Annotated in this window: 20 protein-coding genes and 1 rRNA gene; 20 read left to right on the top strand and 1 reads right to left on the bottom strand. The window is 51.2% G+C overall.

The genetic code is table 11. The annotated features are described in order from the left end of the window. Positions 1-65 precede the first annotated feature (65 nt). Positions 66-181: ribosomal RNA gene (gene rrf, locus NP589_RS16705) — 5S ribosomal RNA — on the top strand. A gap of 134 nt (positions 182-315) precedes the next feature. Here the strand turns inward: rrf and NP589_RS16700 are convergent. Next, entirely contained in the window at positions 316-792 is a 477-nt protein-coding gene (locus NP589_RS16700; protein WP_256608014.1) for a TlpA family protein disulfide reductase, read from the bottom strand. A gap of 95 nt (positions 793-887) precedes the next feature. Between NP589_RS16700 and serA the strand changes: the two genes are divergently transcribed. The 19 genes from serA to NP589_RS16605 all read left to right on the top strand — a co-directional run bounded on the left by serA (position 888) and on the right by NP589_RS16605 (position 17,219). After that, a complete protein-coding gene (gene serA, locus NP589_RS16695) occupies positions 888-2,471 on the top strand; it encodes a phosphoglycerate dehydrogenase (protein ID WP_256608013.1) in 1,584 nt (527 codons plus the stop codon). Continuing rightward, entirely contained in the window at positions 2,468-3,109 is a 642-nt protein-coding gene (locus tag NP589_RS16690; protein ID WP_256608012.1) for an HAD-IB family phosphatase, read from the top strand. The genes serA and NP589_RS16690 overlap by 4 nt, the downstream gene beginning before the upstream one ends. 68 nt (positions 3,110-3,177) lie before the next feature. Further along, positions 3,178-3,930 (top strand): YebC/PmpR family DNA-binding transcriptional regulator, encoded by a 753-nt coding sequence (locus NP589_RS16685; protein ID WP_256608011.1) that lies wholly within the window; start codon positions 3,178-3,180, stop codon positions 3,928-3,930. Positions 3,931-3,963: 33 nt separating this feature from the next. Then, positions 3,964-4,461: a crossover junction endodeoxyribonuclease RuvC gene (gene ruvC, locus NP589_RS16680; protein WP_256608010.1), complete on the top strand. Its 498-nt coding sequence runs from the start codon at positions 3,964-3,966 to the stop codon at positions 4,459-4,461. Next, the gene (ruvA, locus tag NP589_RS16675; protein ID WP_256608009.1) at positions 4,458-5,060 is read left to right on the top strand and encodes a Holliday junction branch migration protein RuvA; all 603 of its coding nucleotides are present in this window, start codon (positions 4,458-4,460) and stop codon (positions 5,058-5,060) included. The genes ruvC and ruvA overlap by 4 nt, the downstream gene beginning before the upstream one ends. Continuing rightward, positions 5,060-6,094: a Holliday junction branch migration DNA helicase RuvB gene (ruvB, locus tag NP589_RS16670; RefSeq protein ID WP_256608016.1), complete on the top strand. Its 1,035-nt coding sequence runs from the start codon at positions 5,060-5,062 to the stop codon at positions 6,092-6,094. Before ruvA ends, ruvB begins: the two co-directional genes overlap by 1 nt. Positions 6,095-6,112: 18 nt before the next feature. After that, on the top strand, positions 6,113-6,508 hold the full coding sequence (gene ybgC / locus NP589_RS16665) for a tol-pal system-associated acyl-CoA thioesterase (protein ID WP_256608008.1): 396 nt from the start codon (positions 6,113-6,115) through the stop codon (positions 6,506-6,508). Next, positions 6,508-7,185, top strand: a complete 678-nt coding sequence (tolQ, locus tag NP589_RS16660; protein WP_020483188.1) for a protein TolQ — start codon at positions 6,508-6,510, stop codon at positions 7,183-7,185. Before ybgC ends, tolQ begins: the two co-directional genes overlap by 1 nt. Positions 7,186-7,229: 44 nt before the next feature. After that, complete coding sequence (tolR, locus tag NP589_RS16655; protein WP_225615880.1) at positions 7,230-7,640, top strand: protein TolR; 411 nt, start codon at positions 7,230-7,232, stop codon at positions 7,638-7,640. A gap of 9 nt (positions 7,641-7,649) precedes the next feature. Beyond that, positions 7,650-9,158, top strand: coding sequence for a cell envelope integrity protein TolA (tolA, locus tag NP589_RS16650; protein WP_256608007.1), 1,509 nt, complete (start codon positions 7,650-7,652; stop codon positions 9,156-9,158). A 66-nt stretch (positions 9,159-9,224) separates the two neighbouring features. Next, positions 9,225-10,463, top strand: a complete 1,239-nt coding sequence (gene tolB, locus NP589_RS16645) for a Tol-Pal system beta propeller repeat protein TolB (RefSeq protein ID WP_256608015.1) — start codon at positions 9,225-9,227, stop codon at positions 10,461-10,463. A gap of 64 nt (positions 10,464-10,527) precedes the next feature. Then, positions 10,528-11,094: a peptidoglycan-associated lipoprotein Pal gene (gene pal, locus NP589_RS16640; RefSeq protein ID WP_256608006.1), complete on the top strand. Its 567-nt coding sequence runs from the start codon at positions 10,528-10,530 to the stop codon at positions 11,092-11,094. Further along, positions 11,091-11,945, top strand: a complete 855-nt coding sequence (ybgF, locus tag NP589_RS16635) for a tol-pal system protein YbgF (RefSeq protein ID WP_256608005.1) — start codon at positions 11,091-11,093, stop codon at positions 11,943-11,945. Before pal ends, ybgF begins: the two co-directional genes overlap by 4 nt. 12 nt (positions 11,946-11,957) lie before the next feature. Then, positions 11,958-12,602, top strand: coding sequence for a 7-carboxy-7-deazaguanine synthase QueE (gene queE, locus NP589_RS16630; RefSeq protein ID WP_256608004.1), 645 nt, complete (start codon positions 11,958-11,960; stop codon positions 12,600-12,602). Then, positions 12,592-13,284 carry a 7-cyano-7-deazaguanine synthase QueC gene (gene queC / locus NP589_RS16625; protein WP_256608003.1) on the top strand — a complete coding sequence of 231 codons (693 nt, stop codon included), beginning with the start codon at positions 12,592-12,594 and terminating at the stop codon, positions 13,282-13,284. The genes queE and queC overlap by 11 nt, the downstream gene beginning before the upstream one ends. Before the next feature lie 100 nt (positions 13,285-13,384). Beyond that, positions 13,385-13,999, top strand: a complete 615-nt coding sequence (locus NP589_RS16620) for a hypothetical protein (protein ID WP_064010580.1) — start codon at positions 13,385-13,387, stop codon at positions 13,997-13,999. A gap of 41 nt (positions 14,000-14,040) precedes the next feature. Continuing rightward, complete coding sequence (locus NP589_RS16615; RefSeq protein WP_064038246.1) at positions 14,041-14,769, top strand: oxygen-binding di-iron domain-containing protein; 729 nt, start codon at positions 14,041-14,043, stop codon at positions 14,767-14,769. A gap of 105 nt (positions 14,770-14,874) precedes the next feature. Continuing rightward, positions 14,875-16,230 (top strand): tRNA (N6-isopentenyl adenosine(37)-C2)-methylthiotransferase MiaB, encoded by a 1,356-nt coding sequence (miaB, locus tag NP589_RS16610; RefSeq protein ID WP_256608002.1) that lies wholly within the window; start codon positions 14,875-14,877, stop codon positions 16,228-16,230. After that, positions 16,230-17,219: a PhoH family protein gene (locus NP589_RS16605; RefSeq protein ID WP_256608001.1), complete on the top strand. Its 990-nt coding sequence runs from the start codon at positions 16,230-16,232 to the stop codon at positions 17,217-17,219. Before miaB ends, NP589_RS16605 begins: the two co-directional genes overlap by 1 nt. Position 17,220: the final 1 nt, after the last annotated feature.

Raw genomic sequence — 17,220 nt, 5'->3', positions numbered from 1 at the left:
AAGGCAGGGCGAAGCAATTGCTTCCAACCTGCGCATGACGGCTGCACAACAGCCTAACCAGTTTGCTTGGTGAACATAGCAAGCGTGAACCACCCGATCCCATCCCGAACTCGGAAGTGAAACCGCTTAGCGCCGATGATAGTGTGGCAGGTTGCCATGTGAAAGTAGGTCATCGCCAAGCGCCTAACCCAAAAGCCCTGCTAACTCTAGCAGGGCTTTTTTTTTGATCGAAACTCCCTGATACATAATCACACTTCAATTTTATGGTTTGCTGTCGTCAGACCAGGCTTCTGATGTTCAATTGCAACGGAGTTTTTATAATTGTGTCAGAAGTGTTTTTAAAGATGCTAAATCGAAGGCGCCGATTTTGTGCATGATGATCACGCCTTGCCTATCTATTAAAAACATTGTCGGGGTCAATTGCACGTCACCAAAAGCATGTACAAGACTACCGTCTATATCAAGCGCCACTGCATAGGGAAGCTGTCTTTCTTTGGCTAAAGCTAGCACGCGGCTAGGTGGGTCGTAAGGCATTGCCACCGCAATGATTTGCAGGCCTTGCTGGTGCAGTGCGATCAGATCCGGAATTTCCTCAATACAGCCAGGGCAGTCGGTTGCCCAAAACGTTATCAAAACGGGTTTGCCTTTTAGCGCGGCAATTGTCAGCCGCTCGCCTTTCAATGTGGTAAACACGGCATCGGGGACGAAGCTTTTGGTGTAAGTCAGCCACCAGGCGATTGCGCCTAGCAAACAGATCACCGATAGGACGCCAAGCGCCGCTTTTATTTTCATAAGCTTAGATTCGGTAGTTTGTCGGGAACGCGCATTACGGCGATTATAGCAAAGCTGCTAGAATGCCGGCCTTATCCAATAATCCAGTCACGGCGATGAAAAAGATACTAATTTCAGACAAGCTTGCGGAAGACGGCATTAATTTCTTAAATGCCCAGGAAGGAATACAGATACACATTCAAACCGGCTTAAGTGAAGACACGTTGTGCGAAATTATTCCAGATTATGATGCCTTATTGATTCGCAGCGATACTCAGGTAACGGCTAGGGTTTTAAAAGCTGCGACTTGTCTGAAAGTAGTCGGGCGCGCCGGCATAGGGGTTGATAATGTCGACTTAAATGCCGCAACTGAGCAAGGCGTTATCGTAATGAATACGCCGGATGCCAACGCTACCACCACGGCTGAACTGGCTATTGCGCATATGTTTTCCTTAAGTCGTAATCTACCCTTCGCTAATCAGTCGGTTAGAGAAGGTAAGTGGGAACGCTCTAAATTGATGGGAGCTGAAATTACTCATAAAACCTTGGCAGTGCTGGGTTTCGGCACTATAGGCCGGATAGTTGCTCAACGCGGCAACGGTTTGGGCATGCGCGTGATCGCTTATGATCCGTTTGTTGCACCGGATGTTTTTGCCAAACATGGCGCGGAAATGGTCGATTTGGAAGCCTTGGTTAAGCAAGCGGACTATTTGACCTTGCATTGTCCTTTGCTGGAGAAAACCAAAAACATCATCGGTCGTGAGCAATTGGCGATGATGAAAAAATCTGCGCGCTTGATCAATTGCGCGCGTGGCGGCTTGGTTGACGAGTCGGCATTATACGATGCTTTGAAAGACGGTCGGATTGCCGGCGCGGCATTGGATGTTTATGAGCAAGAGCCGCCCAAGGATTCGCCGTTGCTTACTTTGGACAACGTGGTATTTACCCCACATTTAGGCGCTTCGACCAAAGAAGCGCAAGTGGCTGTCAGTGTCGAGATCGCCCGTCAGGCGGTTAAATATTTGCAAACCGGTGAAGCCGTAAATGCTCTGAATCTGCCTAGGTTGTCGGCAGAAGAGTTGTCCAAGGCTCAACCATTTATGAACTTAGCCAATATTCTCGGCAAGGTGTTGGTTGGTTTGATCGATCAACCGATTCAAAAGCTGGAAGTTGCCGTATACGGTAAGGCTGCTGAGGTGAAAATTCGGCCTATTTCTGCTGAAGCGATGGTCGGCTTACTGGGTGGACAACTTTCTACGCCGGTTAACCGCGTGAATGTCGAGAACATTGCCAAACGTCAGGGCATAACGCTAATTGAGTCGCAGACCGAGGAATCAGAAGGCTATCAATCGCTAATCAAAATCACCGGGCATTGCGCTGATAAATCGGTATCGTTGGCGGGTACCTTGTTGGGAAATCAACATCCGCGCTTGGTCAGCATCAATCATTTCGAAATCGAAGTGGTGCCGGAAGGCGCTCTATTAATCACCCGTCATGATGACCGGCCTGGCGTGATCGCCGCGATTAGCTCGATCTTGGGCGTCGCCAATATCAATATTACCCGGATGCAAGTTAGCATCGCCGACGAGCATCAATTGGCGATGATGGTCATCAGCGTTTCGGATCCATTAAACGAGCAAGTGCTGAAATCAGTGTGCGAGGTGCCGGCGGTACATACGGCGAGGCAAATTGCTTTATGAGTTATGACGTCATTTGTTTCGATTGCGATAGTACGCTAAGTCGGGTCGAAGGTATCGATGAATTAGCCAGGCGTAACGGTTTATTTGAACAGGTTGCGGCATTGACTGATGCGGCCATGAACGGTGAGCTCGCTTTGGAGGATGTCTACGCGAACCGACTGGATTTGATTAAGCCCGACAAAGCCGCGATAGACTGGTTGGCCGAGTTGTATATTGCCGAAATGGTGGAGGGTGTCAGTGAAACGATTAAAACCTTGCAAGCTAACAACAAGTTAATTCACATCATCAGTGGCGGCTTGCGACAGGCGATACTGCCCTTAGCGGAACAGTTGGGCATACCGGACGAGCATGTGCATGCGGTCGATGTGTTGTTTGACGATGACGGTAATTATCAGGATTTTGCCCGGCATTCGCCCTTGGCAGTTAGTGGTGGCAAGGCCAGGATTTGCCGGCGGCTGAGGATGCATCATTCATCCTTGGTTATGATAGGCGATGGCAAGACCGATCTCGAAGCAAAATTAGCCGGTGCATATATGATCGGTTTCGGCGGCGTAGTGCGCAGGCCGTTGGTGGAAGAGCAGGCGGATAGCTACGTCTCGGATACGTCGTTAGCGGCAGTATTGCCCTTGGTGCTATAAGCAAGGGTCGATAAGCAGACGGGACGATGGTAAAATTCCCAAATTTTTAGAAGATTCAGAGAGATAGAATGGCAGGGCATAGTAAGTGGGCTAACATCAAGCATCGTAAAGGCGCGCAGGACGCAAAACGCGGCAAGATTTTTACCAAAATGATCCGGGAAATTACCGTGGCCGCGAAGGGTTCAGGTGGCGGCGATCCGGCCAACAACCCGAGTCTGCGCTCCGCTATCGATAAGGCGCTCGGTGCCAATATGAAGCGCGATACTATCGATAACACCATCAAAAAAGCCATAGGCGCGATTGATGGCGTGGTCTACGAAGAAGTCCGTTATGAAGGTTACGGCCCCGGCGGCACTGCGGTGATGGTCAATTGCTTGACCGATAATCGCAATCGTACCGTCGCGGATGTCAGGCACGCATTTTCCAAGGCCGGCGGTAATTTAGGTACCGATGGTTCTGTGGCTTATATGTTTCGTAAAGTGGGTATCATCAGTTACTCAAACGAAGTCGATGAAGATGTGTTGATGGAAGCGGCTATGGAAGCGGGCGCCGAGGATGTGGTTACCAATGATGATGGTTCTATTGATGTTTTTACCACGCCGGAAGACTATATGACAGTCAAGGAAGCCATGGTCGCTGCCGGCTTGGAGCCGGAAAACGCCGAAGTGACGATGCATGCCGATGTCAAAACCGAGTTGGATGCCGATGCGGCCGAAAAAATGCTGAAGTTGATCGACCGCTTGGAAGACCTGGACGATGTACAGGATGTTTACTCCAATGCCGACATCAGCGACGACATTATGACTGCGCTCGATGCCTAATCACACCACAAAATTACTCGTACCAATACACTATTGACCAGAATTTTAGGTATAGATCCAGGTTCGCGTATTACCGGATACGGTGTGGTTGAGTCGACGCCACGCGGTATTCGTTACGTAGCGAGCGGCTGCATTCGTATTAAGTCCGATGAATTTCCCGAGCGTTTGAAGCAGATTTTCGATGGCGTTAGTCAGGTGATCGAGTTGTACCATCCCGAGCAAATGGCCATCGAGCAAGTGTTTATGCATAAAAATGCCGATTCGGCCTTGAAGCTGGGTCAGGCCCGCGGTGCGGCAATCTGCGCCACCTTGAATCGCGATCTGCCCGTGTTCGAATACGCTGCCAGACAGGTGAAACAAGCCTTGGTCGGCAAAGGTAATGCCGATAAGCTGCAAGTTCAGCATATGGTGAAAATTTTGTTGAGTATTCAAGGTGATATGCAGATCGACGCCAGCGATGCGTTGGCTATAGGTCTATGCCATAGCCACTATCAGGAAACCGCCATGCGCTTGCAAAAGGTAAGTTCATGATCGGTTTTTTACGCGGTAAATTGATTCATAAAGCCCCTCCGCAACTATTGCTGGATGTGCACGGCGTCGGTTATGAGGTGGAAGCGCCGATGAATACCTTTTACGATCTGCCGGCGCTGGGTGAAGAAGTTAAACTGCATACTCATCTTGTCGTGCGGGAGGATGCGCATATCCTGTTCGGCTTTGCCACGGAAAGCGAACGTATGCTGTTTAGAACCCTGATCAAGGTCAACGGCGTCGGTCCGAAGCTGGCGTTAACGATTCTGTCCGGGCAAAGCACCGAAGAATTCTATCGTTGCGTCCATGATAACGATGTAAAAGGCTTGGTGCGTTTGCCTGGCGTCGGCCAAAAGACGGCTGAGCGCTTGATTATCGAAATGCGCGGTCGTCTGCCGGAATTGAACAAGTTATCGGCATCGAATGATCGCCCAAGTTCGCTGCCCGGTTCGGCAGCCAGTCCCAAGCAAGAAGCGATCAGCGCGCTGTGTGCCTTGGGGTATAAGCCGCCCGATGCGGCGCGAATGGTACAATCGATCGCCACCGAAGATAAAAGCTGCGAGGACATTATTCGTCTGGCGCTACGCGGTGCGGTTAAATGATTGAAAGCGATAGATTGGTGACAGCGCAAGGAAATAATGACGAGGAGCGCGTGGATCGCGCTATTCGCCCCAAACGGCTGAAAGACTATGTCGGGCAAAAAGAACTCCGCGAGCAGATGGAAATCTTTATCCAAGCGGCGGTAACGCGCTCTGAAGCGTTGGATCATGTATTGATCTTCGGCCCTCCCGGCTTGGGGAAAACCACCTTGGCTAACATCGTTGCCATGGAAATGAATGTCAACATTCGGCAAACCTCCGGGCCGGTCCTGGATAAAGCCGGTGACTTGGCAGCTTTGCTGACCAATCTGCAAGCGCACGATGTGCTATTCATCGACGAAATCCATAGACTCAGCCCGGCGGTGGAAGAGGTGCTGTATCCGGCTATGGAAGACTACCAAATTGATATTATAATAGGTGAAGGTCCGGCAGCCCGCTCAATCAAGCTGGATTTGCCACCATTTACGCTGATAGGCGCTACGACCCGGGCCGGTTTGTTGACATCGCCTTTACGCGACCGTTTCGGTATCGTCCAACGCCTTGAGTTTTACACCGTCGAGGAACTGGCCAGTATCGTCAGCCGCTCAGCCAAACTGCTGAATATTGGCATGGACAGCGGTGGTGCGGATGAGATCGCCTGCCGCTCGCGGGGCACGCCGAGGATTGCCAACCGGCTGTTACGCCGAGTGCGCGACTTTGCCGAAGTAAAAGGCAACGGCACGGTTAGTCGCGAGATTGCCAAACAAGCATTGGATATGCTGAAAATAGACCAACAAGGCTTCGATATGCTGGACCGGAAGTTATTGACCGCCATGATAGAGCATTTTCAAGGCGGCCCGGTTGGGCTGGATACGCTGGCTGCCGTTATCAGCGAGGAGCGCGGTACCGTTGAAGACGTGCTGGAGCCGTATCTATTGCAGCAAGGATTTATCATGCGCACCCCCAGAGGGCGAGTGGTCACGCACAAAGCCTACAGCCATTTTGGCCTGCCAGTGCCCAGGCAGCAACTCGGCAGCGATGACATCTTTGCCAATTAATAATTCGTTAAGAGACGAATGAAAGAATTTAACTGGCCGGTACGAGTGTATTACGAAGATACCGATGCGGGCGGCGTAGTGTTTTACGCTAACTATTTGAAGTTTTTTGAACGTGCTCGAACCGAAATGCTGCGTAGCGTCGGTTTCGAACAGGATAATCTATTAGCTGAACAAAACCTGATTTTTGTGGTCCGTTCGGTGAAAGTTGACTATTTAAAACCTGCCCGCTTCAACGAACTGTTGGACGTTAGCGCAAAAGTCATTGAACATAAGAAAACTAATTTTACCTTTGAGCAATCGATTATCCGGCAACAGAACGTCTTATGCACTGCTGAAATTCGAATTGCCTGTCTTGATGCGCAAAGCATGAAGCCCAAACTGATTCCCTCTGCTATTTTGGAACATTTAAACTAATGAATACCGATTTATCCATTCTGACGCTGGTCAAAGAAGCCAGTATTGTCGTGCAGTTTGTTATGTTCATTCTGTTGTCGGCATCTGTTGCTTCCTGGACCTTCATCTTTTCCAAGCGTAAAGAATTGAAGCAAGCTATCGCCATCACCGATGATTTTGAAGAGGAGTTTTGGTCTGGCGTCGGCCTGGCTGAACTGTACAAAAAAATGTCCAGCGATAGGTTCGAACCGGAGGGCATAGAAAAAATCTTTTTGGCCGGGTACCGCGAGTTTGCGCGGATGCGCCAGAAGGGCGATGTCGAACCGTCGGTGCAGGTAGAAAGCGCGCAGCGGGCAATGCGTATCGAATTGTCCCGCGAGTTGGATAGGCTCGATGAGACCTTGCCGTTTTTGGCGACAGTCGGTTCGACCAGTCCGTATATAGGTCTGTTTGGTACCGTCTGGGGCATCATGAATTCGTTCCGCGCCTTGGGCGAAATTAAAAATGCTACGTTGGCGAATGTCGCTCCCGGTATTTCCGAAGCCTTGATCGCCACCGCGATCGGTTTGTTCGCCGCGATTCCGGCGGTTATCGCTTATAACCGCTTCTCTACGCGCTTGGACCGCTTGGCCGGTCGTTACGAGTTATTCGTCGACGAGTTCGTGGTATTACTGCAAAGACAGGCGCACAGCAAATGAATGTAGGCGGCAGCAATCGCAGATCGCGCAAAAAGCGCGGTGTAATGGCCGAAATTAACGTCGTTCCTTATATCGACGTTACCTTTGTGCTGTTGATGATTTTCATGATTACCGCGCCACTGGTGCAAACCGGTGTCGAGGTGGAATTGCCGCAAGCCGAGGCCGAGTCTGTCGACTTGCAGGATCAGGTGCCGGTAATCGTATCGATCAAGAAAGACGGCAGTTTATACGTCGATATTGGCAACGGTGATGAAGAAGCCGAGACGCCGGTCGATGTCGATACCGTTAAAACCAGAGTCGCTGCGGTATTCAGAAATAACCCCAAAGCCCAGCTGTATGTGCGTGGCGATCACGAAGTCGAATACGGTAGTATCGTCAGCGTGATGGTGGAACTTAAGAAAACCGGCGCCCCCAAAGTGGGCTTGATGACCGCGCCGCCGCCAGACAGCAAATAAATAACCACCATGAAAAGTTTTAAACCTTCGCTTGCGCAGGCGATAGCGCTACATGTTCTGATTGTGTTGTTGTTCAGCTTCAGTTTTCTGACTGAAACCGACGACGCACAAATGGCGCCGCCGGCAGACATCATTGAAGCGACCGTATTAGACGGTGCGGAAATCGATGCGGAAGCCGAACGCTTGAAACAGAACGAAGCAAACAAGCAGCAAGCCGAACAACAGCATCAAGAGCAACTGGAAAACGCCAGAAAAATCGAAGAGCAGTTGTTGCAGCAAGCAAAAAAACAGCGTGTGCTTGAGGAACAGAAAATCCAGGAGGCTGCGGAAAAACGCAAGCAAGAAGCATTAGAAGAAAAGAAAATGCAGGAACAGCTCGCCGCCAAGCGTAAGGAAGAGGAAAAAAAGCTAGAGGAGGCCAAGGAACGGCAAGCTCTGGAGCAGAAAAAAGCCAAGGAAGCCGCAGAAAAACAGAAGCAAGCCGAGTTGGAAAAACAGAAAGAAGTAGCGGAAAAGCAAAAGGAAGCGGAGAAACAAAAACAGCTGGAAAAACAACAGGAAGTGGAACGCGAAGCCAAGTTGAAGGAACAAAAACTGGCGGAAGCGGCGCGCGAGAAACAACAGCAGGAAGCCGAAATCAAAAAGCTGGAGCAGGAAAAGAAGTTACAGGAGCAAAAAGCGCTGGAGCAACAAAAGAAGTTACAGGAACAAAAAGCGCTGGAGCAACAAAAAAAGCTACAGGAGCAAAAGAGCGAGGAAGCCAAGCGTCAGGAGCTAGCAAAACAAGCGGAAGCCAAGGCAAAAGCGGAAAAGGAAAGGCAATTAGCTGACGAAAGAGCCAAGGCCGAAAAGGAAAAGCAGGCCGCGCTTAACGCTGAAAAAGCCAAACAAGCGGCGGAAGCCGATGCCAGAGCCAAAGCGGAAAAAGATAAACAACTAGCCGCCGAAAAAGCGGAGAAAGAGCGCCAAGCCAAAATAGCGGCAGAGAAAGCAGAAAAAGAACGTATGGCAGCTGAAGCGGAAGCCAAAGCCAAGGCTGAAAAAGAACGTCAGGCCAAACTAGCTGCGGAAAAGGCTGAGAAGGCAGAGAAAGAACGGCTCGCGGCGGAAGCGGCGGCAAAAGCCAAAGCAGAACAAGAGCGTCAAGCGGCGATAGCGGCGGCTGAAAAAGCAGAAAAAGAACGCCAGGCTGCGGAAGCCGCTGCAGCGGCTGCGGCAAAAGCTGCATCGGATAAGCAAGCCGTAGACTCAGCCAAGCAGATGATAGCGCGCAAAGTGGAAGGCGCCTGGACGCGGCCAATCAACGCGACGCAAGGCTTAAGATGCACGATTCAGGTAAAATTGCTGGCCAGTGGTGATGTGATGGACGCGGTGGTGATCGGTAGCAGCGGCGATCCTATTTTTGACCGTTCGGCGGAAAACGCGGTGAGAAAAGCCTCGCCGTTGCCGGTACCGCAAGATAGAAATTTATTTAATCAGGAATTTAGAGTTTTTACCTTCGTGTTTAAACCGGAATAATCAGTAAACGGAAACGAGAGAATGATGTTAATCACAAGAATTTTAGTCGGCGGCATTTTGGCTGGGATGTTCTCAGTAGCGCAGGCGGCCGGTTTAACGATAGAAATTACCAAAGGTTCGCAAACTGCGGTGCCTATTGCCATCGTACCGTTTGCCCAACAAGGCTCTATTGGCAATGTCAAATTGTCCGATGTGATCAGTTCAGATTTGGGTGGCAGCGGTTTTTTCAAGGCTTTGCCTGAAGATGATATGTTGACCAAGCCCAGTGAGCCGGAGCGCGTTAACTTTAAGGATTGGCAGGTCCTGGGCCAAGATTATATGGCTATTGGCCAAGTGGCCGGCAATGGCGGCAGCTACAACATCCAGTTTCATTTGTTCAACGTGCATAATGGTCAATTGTTGATGGGCTATCGTTTGACCGCTGGCGCCAACGAATTGCGCCGTGCCGCTCACCATATCAGTGACCTGATTTACGAAAAACTAACCGGTCGCAAAGGTGCGTTCAATACCCGGATTGCCTATGTAACCAGCGTTCGCCGCGGCAACGGCAAGCAGTTTATGCTGCAAGTCGCCGATGCCGACGGTTACAACCCGCGCACGATTGCCGAATCGCCGGAGCCGATTATGGCGCCGGCATGGTCGCCCGACGGCAGTAAAATCGCTTATGTATCCTTCCACACCAAACGTTCGGAAATTTGGGTGCAAACTTTGGCGACGGGTCAACGGGAAAGCGTTTCGTCATATCCTGGCATCAACGGGGCGCCGGCTTTTTCACCGGATGGCAGCCGTCTGGCGATTACGCTGTCAAAAGACGGCAGTCCGGATGTTTACGTGTTGAATTTGGGTAGCCGTTCGTTGACGCGTCTGACCAGCGGTTTGTCCATCGATACCGAGCCAACTTGGTCGCCGGACGGCAGTTCTATCTTGTTTACGTCCGATCAAGGCGGTAAACCGCAGCTTTACCTGATGCCTGCCTCGGGTGGCAAGGCCAGTCGTGTCACTTTCCAGGGCGACTATAACGCTAGAGGCCGTTTTTCCGCAGATGGCAGAAGCTTGGCGATGGTAACCGGCAGTGGCGGTGGCTATAAGATTGCGGTTATGGATATGGCTTCGCGCACCGTGAACGTATTGACCGAGGGTAATCTTGACGAATCACCCAGCTTTGCGCCTAATGGCAGCATGGTTTTATTTGCCGCGAATCGCGGCGGCCGGTCGGCCTTATCGGTAGTGTCTACCGATGGCGCGATGCAACAAAAATTGGCATTTGAGAGTGGCGAGGTCCGCGAACCGGCCTGGGCACCTTGATTGCAAGCGCGATAGCCCTCACACTATCGCTACCTGAGTTTTACTTAATATTTGGAGAAAATTGATGAGATTTAACAAAACCTATTTGGCTTTAGCCATGACTGCGATCTTGGTAACGACCGGTTGTAGCTCAACCGAAGAAGAAGGCTTGGCCGATTCTACTCAAGGTACTGATGCGTCAACTAGCGGTTTGGCCGATGGCTCTATGTCCGGTAGCCAATTCGGTTCAGGTAACGGCAGCAGCTTCGGCTCCGGTTCCGGCGCAAACTTGGGTCCGGAATTTAGCGATCCTAGCAACCCATTGTCCAAGCAAGTCATTTACTTCGAAATTGATAGCAGCCAAGTCAAACAAGAATACGTGCCTGTCGTAGCCGCGCATGCACGTTACTTGGCTTCACATCCCAATCAACACGTTATCCTGTCCGGCCATGCCGACGAGCGCGGTTCCAGCGAATACAACATCGCGCTCGGCGAACAACGTTCTAAATCAGTAGAGAGAATGATGCGTTCACAAGGCGTCACCGCGAGCCAATTGGAAGTGGTTAGTTACGGTGAAGAAAAACCTGTCGTGTCCGGTCATGATGAATCAGCTTGGCAGCAAAATCGCCGCGTGGAAGTTGGCTATCAATGAGTAAGCATGCGCTTCTGATACTGAGTCTCGGCTTTGGCCTATGCGCCGAAGCCGCTGCTGCGCCTAATGGCGGCGGTTATCCGGCCGCGAGTGCTTATGCGCAGCCGGCCGCCACTGACAATGCTATTTTTGAGGTATTGGGCAGATTAGAGCAGTTACAGTCCGAAGTGCAACAATTGCGCGGCATGGTCGAGGAGCAATCCCAGACCATCGCCGACTTGCAAAGAAAACAGAGCAATATGTACTCCGATCTTGATGATCGGATGCAGGCGCTTACCGCCGGCGGACCAGCGCCGTCGGGTCAATCATCTCCCGCACCCGCGTCGATACCGGCACCAGCTGATGCGGCTGCTGCTCAACCTTCTGCGCCAGCGGCCCCGGTTGCACCAACTCCGGCGCCAGTCACAACTGCGACACCAGTTCCGGCAGCGCCCGTCGTAGTGGACAATAAGCCGACCGCGACGGCGGCACAAGGCAACGAAAAGGAAAGGTATCAGTCGGCTTACGACACGTTGCGTAACGGCCACAATGCCCAAGCCATCAAAATGTTTCAGGACTTGCTGAAAGATTTTCCGGCCGGCGAGTTTGCCGACAATTCTCAGTATTGGTTGGCGGAAGCGTATAAGATTAACCGGGAATTCGATGCGGCGCGCGGCGCGTTCAATAAGGTGGTCAGCCAATACCCCAACAGCTCTAAAGTGCCGGATGCTTTGCTGAAACTGGGTTATATCGAATTCGATCTGCAAAACACCGCAAAAGCTCGCGATTATCTGACGCGGGTGACTACCAGCTATCCCGGCACCACTGCTGCGCATTTGGCGGAAAAAAAGCTGGCGCAAATGCCGCAATAAATTGGCGTGCGGATGGATCAAACGCTACGTATTACCGAAATATTCTATTCCCTGCAGGGTGAGGCGAATACGGTGGGACTGCCCACCGTATTTATTCGCTTGACCGGCTGCCCCTTGCGTTGCACCTATTGCGATACCGCCTACGCTTTCAACGGCGGCGAAAAACTCAGTATCGACGATATTCTCCAACAAGTTGGTCATTACAAGACTCGCTATGTGACGGTAACCGGCGGCGAACCTTTAGCTCAACCCGCTTGCAATCCTTTGATGGTTCGCTTGTTGGATGCCGGTTACCAGGTGTCGCTGGAAACCAGCGGTGCTTTGGATGTTTCGGCGGTCGATAGCCGGGTGAGTAAAGTGATGGATTTGAAAACGCCGAGTTCCGGCGAGCTTGAGCGCAATCGGTATGACAATATCCAGTATTTAACGGCGCACGACCAAGTCAAATTCGTGATTGCCGACGCCGCCGATTACCAATGGGCCAAACAGCAACTTGAGCTATATCGCTTAGTCGAACATTGCCAAGTACTGTTCTCGCCGGTGATGGATGTGATGTCGCCTACCGAACTGGCCGAGCGTATTTTGGCCGACCAATTACAGGTTCGGTTTCAAATTCAATTACATAAATTTCTTTGGAACGACGCGCGTGGAAAATAACAGCAGTTCCAGGCCGGCAATCATTTTGTTGTCCGGCGGCCTGGATTCTATAACGGTATTAGCGCTTGCCAAGCAACAAGGGTTTGCTTGCTACGCATTGAGTTTCGATTACGGCCAGCGCCACAATGCCGAATTGGACGCTTCGAGGAGAATCGCCAGGCATTATCAGGTTGCCGATCATAAGATCATCAACCTCGGATTGAGCGCAATAGGCGGTTCAGCATTGACCGATGCCCGGATCGATGTGCCGACTTCTCCGCAAGCCGGCATTCCTGTGACTTATGTGCCGGCCAGAAATACTATATTTTTGGCGTTTGCCCTGGGTTGGGCGGAAGTGGTGAAAGCGCACGATGTGTTTATCGGTGTAAATGCTGTCGATTATTCCGGTTACCCCGATTGTCGGCCGGAATTTATTAAAGCTTTTCAGGATATGGCCAACCTGGGCACCAAAGCCGGAGTGGAAGGTCATAAAATTCAAATTCACACGCCGCTAATAGCACTGAGCAAAGCCGAGATTATTCAAAAAGGCTTGGAACTGGGCGTCGATTACGCGGATACCGTTTCCTGCTATTCAGCGGATATTAAAGGCAGAGCTTGCGGCGTATGCGATGCCTGCCGATTGCGGGCGGCCGGTTTTCAAAATCTGGGTGTGGCCGATCCGACTCATTATCGACCTAAATAACCAGGGTTGACGCGCATTTATTAGAAACTCAAATAGCACGGGTATTTATTTGTCGGCTAAGCTATAAATAAATTTATCGTCGATCCGAGGGTCTTTCAGTATGCAAGTTAATCAGACCAAGTCCCAGTTTGTCGCCGTGGCGTCCATCGCCGCCGAATTGAGCGCGGTGATGGAAGTGGCCAAGGAAATTTCCCTAGCTGCAGCCAATGCCAAAGCGATTGCCTTTCGAGCCGGGGAAAAGGCCAAGGGCTTTCAGCCCATTACCGACTTCATCAACGAATTGGCCAAGGATACGATCGAATTGGTCAATAACATCAACGAATACGCTTTCCACCTCTATCGCCTGACAGTCAATGAACAACGCATGACAGAAGCGTGCAGACGCTTTGAGAAGGTAGGGCAGTTGGCTGTCGGCGCTCGATATGCCGATTCTTTGAACGCCCCATTGCAACAAGTCAGACAAAGAAATCAGGTTTGTCATCGGGAATTTATTATTCAGGTTTCGGAATTATTGATTAAGTTGGCGGACGTGATGCATCCAGCTAGGGCGGCCCGGGTGATTGCTGCCAACTCCCGTATTGAGGCGTCGCAAGCGGGCGAGTATCTGCAAAGTCTGCAAGCGGTCGCTGAAAGCGTCGACAACGCTGCGCAAATAATCAACGACAAAGTGCATAAATGTCGGAGTGCATTGACGATTATTAACGTCGCCGAATAGCGCGCCAATCAAACCCAGTATCGCCAAGAGGTACAGTTAGCATGAGAATGACCAAAATTTATGAGGGCGCCTACCAATGGATAATGTTGGGACGCGACGAACATAAGCCCGAGAAAATTATCGATACCAACCAATACATGGTGAGGACCGCTAATCGCTGCTTATTGATCGATCCGGGCGGCATAGAACTGTTTGCGCCAATGCTGGCGGCAGTTTTGCACCATGCCCCGGTCGAGGAAATTACCGATCTGTTCGCATCGCATCAAGATCCGGATATCATTTCGTCCTTAGGTTTATGGGATCAGGCGCTACCCAACGCCAAGTTGCATGCCTCGGCTTTGTGGGAAGGTTTTTTAAGACATTTTGGCTGCGAAACTATCGAATATGTGCCGATTCCGGATCATGGCGGCGTCATCAATCTCGGCAGTACCGAGTTGCAAATCGTGCCCGCGCACTACCTGCATGCCTCCGCCAACTTCCATATTTACGATCCGCACGCCAAAATCCTGATGTCCGGTGATGTCGGTGCCGCTCTGGAAGCGCCGGGTATGCCGGTGTTTGTGGAGAATTTTGATATGCACGTGGAGAAAATGCGTTATTTCCATCAGCGTTGGATGCCCTCCAATCAAGCCAAGCGGGCGTGGATCGATAGGGTTAGGAAGCTGGATATCGACATTTTGGCGCCGCAACATGGCAGGATGTTTAAAGGCGATGATGTGAAGCGTTTTCTGGATTGGTTCGAGGCTCTACAAGTAGGGATTGCCGTATAAAACAAGCATTTGCCGAAAATTGGGTTTATAATCCGGCCATTACGAGCCCCCATCGCGAGATGGGGGTTTTTTGTTAGTGAGAGTAGTTGAGGTATCTCATCAAGCATGGCGCAAAAACTTTATATACAGACTAACGGCTGTCAAATGAACGAATACGATTCCGATAAAATGCGGGACGTATTAATGGCATCGCACGGCATGGAATTGACCGACATTCCGGAACACGCCGATGTGCTGTTACTAAACACTTGTTCGATACGCGAAAAAGCCCAGGAAAAAGTGTTTTCCGCCGTCGGGCGCTGGAAAAAAATCAAAGATAAACGTCCCGGTGTGATTATCGGCGTCGGTGGCTGCGTTGCCAGCCAAGAAGGTGCCGCCTTGCAAAAACGCGCGCCGTATGTAGACATCGTGTTTGGTCCGCAAACCTTGCACCGCCTGCCGGAGTTGTTAAACCAGGCGCGGAGCGGCGGTAAGCATGTCGTGGATATTTCTTTTCCCGAAATTGAAAAATTCGATAATTTACCGGAACCGCGTGCGGAAGGCCCTAAGGCCTATGTGTCCGTAATGGAAGGGTGCAGTAAATATTGTACCTATTGTGTAGTGCCTTACACGCGTGGTGAAGAAGTCAGCCGGCCGCTCAACGATGTGATTGCCGAGATTGAGACGCTAGCCAGACAAGGCGTGCGCGAGATCAATCTGCTCGGCCAAAACGTTAATGCCTATCGCGGAGCGATGGAAGACGGTGATCTAGCCAGTTTTGCGCTGCTGTTACATTGTGTCGCCGCCGTCGATGGCATAGATAGGATTCGCTTCACCACCTCGCATCCCTTAGAGTTTACCGACGACATCATCGAAGCGTTCGCCGAGATTCCGCAATTGGTCAATCATTTGCATTTGCCGGTGCAAAGCGGCAGCAACCGTATTTTGGCCGAGATGAAACGCGGCCATAGGCGTGAAGATTATCTGGAAATCATGCGCAAAATGAAAGCCGTGCGGCCAGGCATCAGCCTGTCTTCGGATTTCATCGTCGGTTTTCCCGGTGAAACCGAACAGGATTTTCAAGATACGATGGATCTGATCGAAGAAGTCGGCTACGACCTATCTTACAGTTTTATCTTCAGCGCTCGGCCGGGTACGCCGGCGGCCAATTTTGCCGATGACATCAGTATGGCGGTCAAGGAACAGCGCCTGAAGCGCCTGAAAGACCGGCTTAACGAGATGTTCATGGCGATTTCCGAAGCGATGATCGGTAGCGTGCAAAGCGTATTGGTAGAAGGCATTTCCAAGAAAAACCCGCTGCACCTGACCGGCCGTACCGAAAATAATCGCGCCGTCAATTTCGCCGGGCACCCGCGCTTGATCGGGCAATTTGTCGATGTCTACATTGCCGAAGCGCTGCCCAACTCGCTGCGGGGCCGTCTGGTAGAATCGTCCATCGAAAAAATTACGCAGACCGCCTAGTGTTGACCGCCAGCCATTTTTCGCAAGAAATCACTTTATTGCCCGCCGATGCGCAACGCCTGTCCAATTTTTGCGGGCAGTTGGATGCGCATATCCGCCAAATCGAGCAACGCTTGCAGGTGGAGATTGCCAATCGCAGCAATCATTTCAAGGTCACGGGCGTCGATGCCGCGGTCAAAGCGGCTTGCGCTGTGATCCAGAAATTGTTCGAACTTACCGAGCGGGAAGAAATTACCCCGGAACAGGTGCATTTGAGCTTACAGGATGCCAGTATCGATCAGTTACTGCAAGCCGCTCCGTCAGTCAGATTGGAGCCGGTGGCGATTAAAACCAAACGCGGTGTGATTAAGGGGCGCGGTTTCAATCAGCAGGACTATCTGCGCAAAATCCTGTCGCACGACATTAACTTCGGCGTCGGTCCCGCCGGTACCGGTAAAACGTATCTGGCGGTGGCTTGCGCGGTTGACGCGTTGCAAAACGAAACCGTGCGGCGGATTATCCTGGTCCGTCCCGCCGTGGAAGCGGGCGAGAAGTTGGGTTTCCTGCCGGGCGATATGGCGCAAAAAGTCGATCCTTATTTGCGGCCACTGTACGATGCGCTTTACGACATGTTGGGCTTCGAACGCGTCGAAAAACTGTTGGAAAAAAATGTCATCGAAGTAGCGCCCTTGGCCTTTATGCGTGGCCGAACCTTGAACGACTCCTTTATTATTTTGGATGAAGCGCAAAATACCACAGTCGAACAGATCAAGATGTTTCTGACCCGGATCGGTTTCGGCTCCACGGCGGTGATTACCGGCGATGTCACGCAAATCGATTTACCCAATGAAAAAATGTCCGGTTTGAAGCATGTGTTAAAAGTGCTGAAGGATGTTGAGGGTATCAGTTTTACCTTTTTCGGCGTGCGCGATGTGGTCAGGCATCCTTTGGTGCAACGGATAGTTGCCGCCTACGAGCACTACGAGAAAGAGCACACGCCCTCGGTTTAGT

The organism is Methylomonas rosea (assembly GCF_024505055.1).
Taxonomy (GTDB): domain Bacteria; phylum Pseudomonadota; class Gammaproteobacteria; order Methylococcales; family Methylomonadaceae; genus Methylomonas; species Methylomonas rosea.
Note: the sequence above shows the minus strand (reverse complement) of the source record. Positions and strands in the feature narration are given on the sequence as shown.

Excerpts from the sequence above, each read along its gene's own strand:
- NP589_RS16700 (WP_256608014.1), bottom strand. The coding sequence starts at position 792 with ATGAAAATAAAAGCGGCGCTTGGCGTCCTATCGGTGATCTGTTTGCTA.
- serA (WP_256608013.1), top strand. The coding sequence starts at position 888 with ATGAAAAAGATACTAATTTCAGACAAGCTTGCGGAAGACGGCATTAAT.
- NP589_RS16690 (WP_256608012.1), top strand. The coding sequence starts at position 2,468 with ATGAGTTATGACGTCATTTGTTTCGATTGCGATAGTACGCTAAGTCGG.
- NP589_RS16685 (WP_256608011.1), top strand. The coding sequence starts at position 3,178 with ATGGCAGGGCATAGTAAGTGGGCTAACATCAAGCATCGTAAAGGCGCG.
- ruvA (WP_256608009.1), top strand. The coding sequence starts at position 4,458 with ATGATCGGTTTTTTACGCGGTAAATTGATTCATAAAGCCCCTCCGCAA.
- ybgC (WP_256608008.1), top strand. The coding sequence starts at position 6,113 with ATGAAAGAATTTAACTGGCCGGTACGAGTGTATTACGAAGATACCGAT.
- tolQ (WP_020483188.1), top strand. The coding sequence starts at position 6,508 with ATGAATACCGATTTATCCATTCTGACGCTGGTCAAAGAAGCCAGTATT.
- tolR (WP_225615880.1), top strand. The coding sequence starts at position 7,230 with ATGGCCGAAATTAACGTCGTTCCTTATATCGACGTTACCTTTGTGCTG.
- tolA (WP_256608007.1), top strand. The coding sequence starts at position 7,650 with ATGAAAAGTTTTAAACCTTCGCTTGCGCAGGCGATAGCGCTACATGTT.
- tolB (WP_256608015.1), top strand. The coding sequence starts at position 9,225 with ATGTTCTCAGTAGCGCAGGCGGCCGGTTTAACGATAGAAATTACCAAA.
- pal (WP_256608006.1), top strand. The coding sequence starts at position 10,528 with ATGAGATTTAACAAAACCTATTTGGCTTTAGCCATGACTGCGATCTTG.
- ybgF (WP_256608005.1), top strand. The coding sequence starts at position 11,091 with ATGAGTAAGCATGCGCTTCTGATACTGAGTCTCGGCTTTGGCCTATGC.
- queE (WP_256608004.1), top strand. The coding sequence starts at position 11,958 with ATGGATCAAACGCTACGTATTACCGAAATATTCTATTCCCTGCAGGGT.
- NP589_RS16620 (WP_064010580.1), top strand. The coding sequence starts at position 13,385 with ATGCAAGTTAATCAGACCAAGTCCCAGTTTGTCGCCGTGGCGTCCATC.
- NP589_RS16615 (WP_064038246.1), top strand. The coding sequence starts at position 14,041 with ATGAGAATGACCAAAATTTATGAGGGCGCCTACCAATGGATAATGTTG.
- miaB (WP_256608002.1), top strand. The coding sequence starts at position 14,875 with ATGGCGCAAAAACTTTATATACAGACTAACGGCTGTCAAATGAACGAA.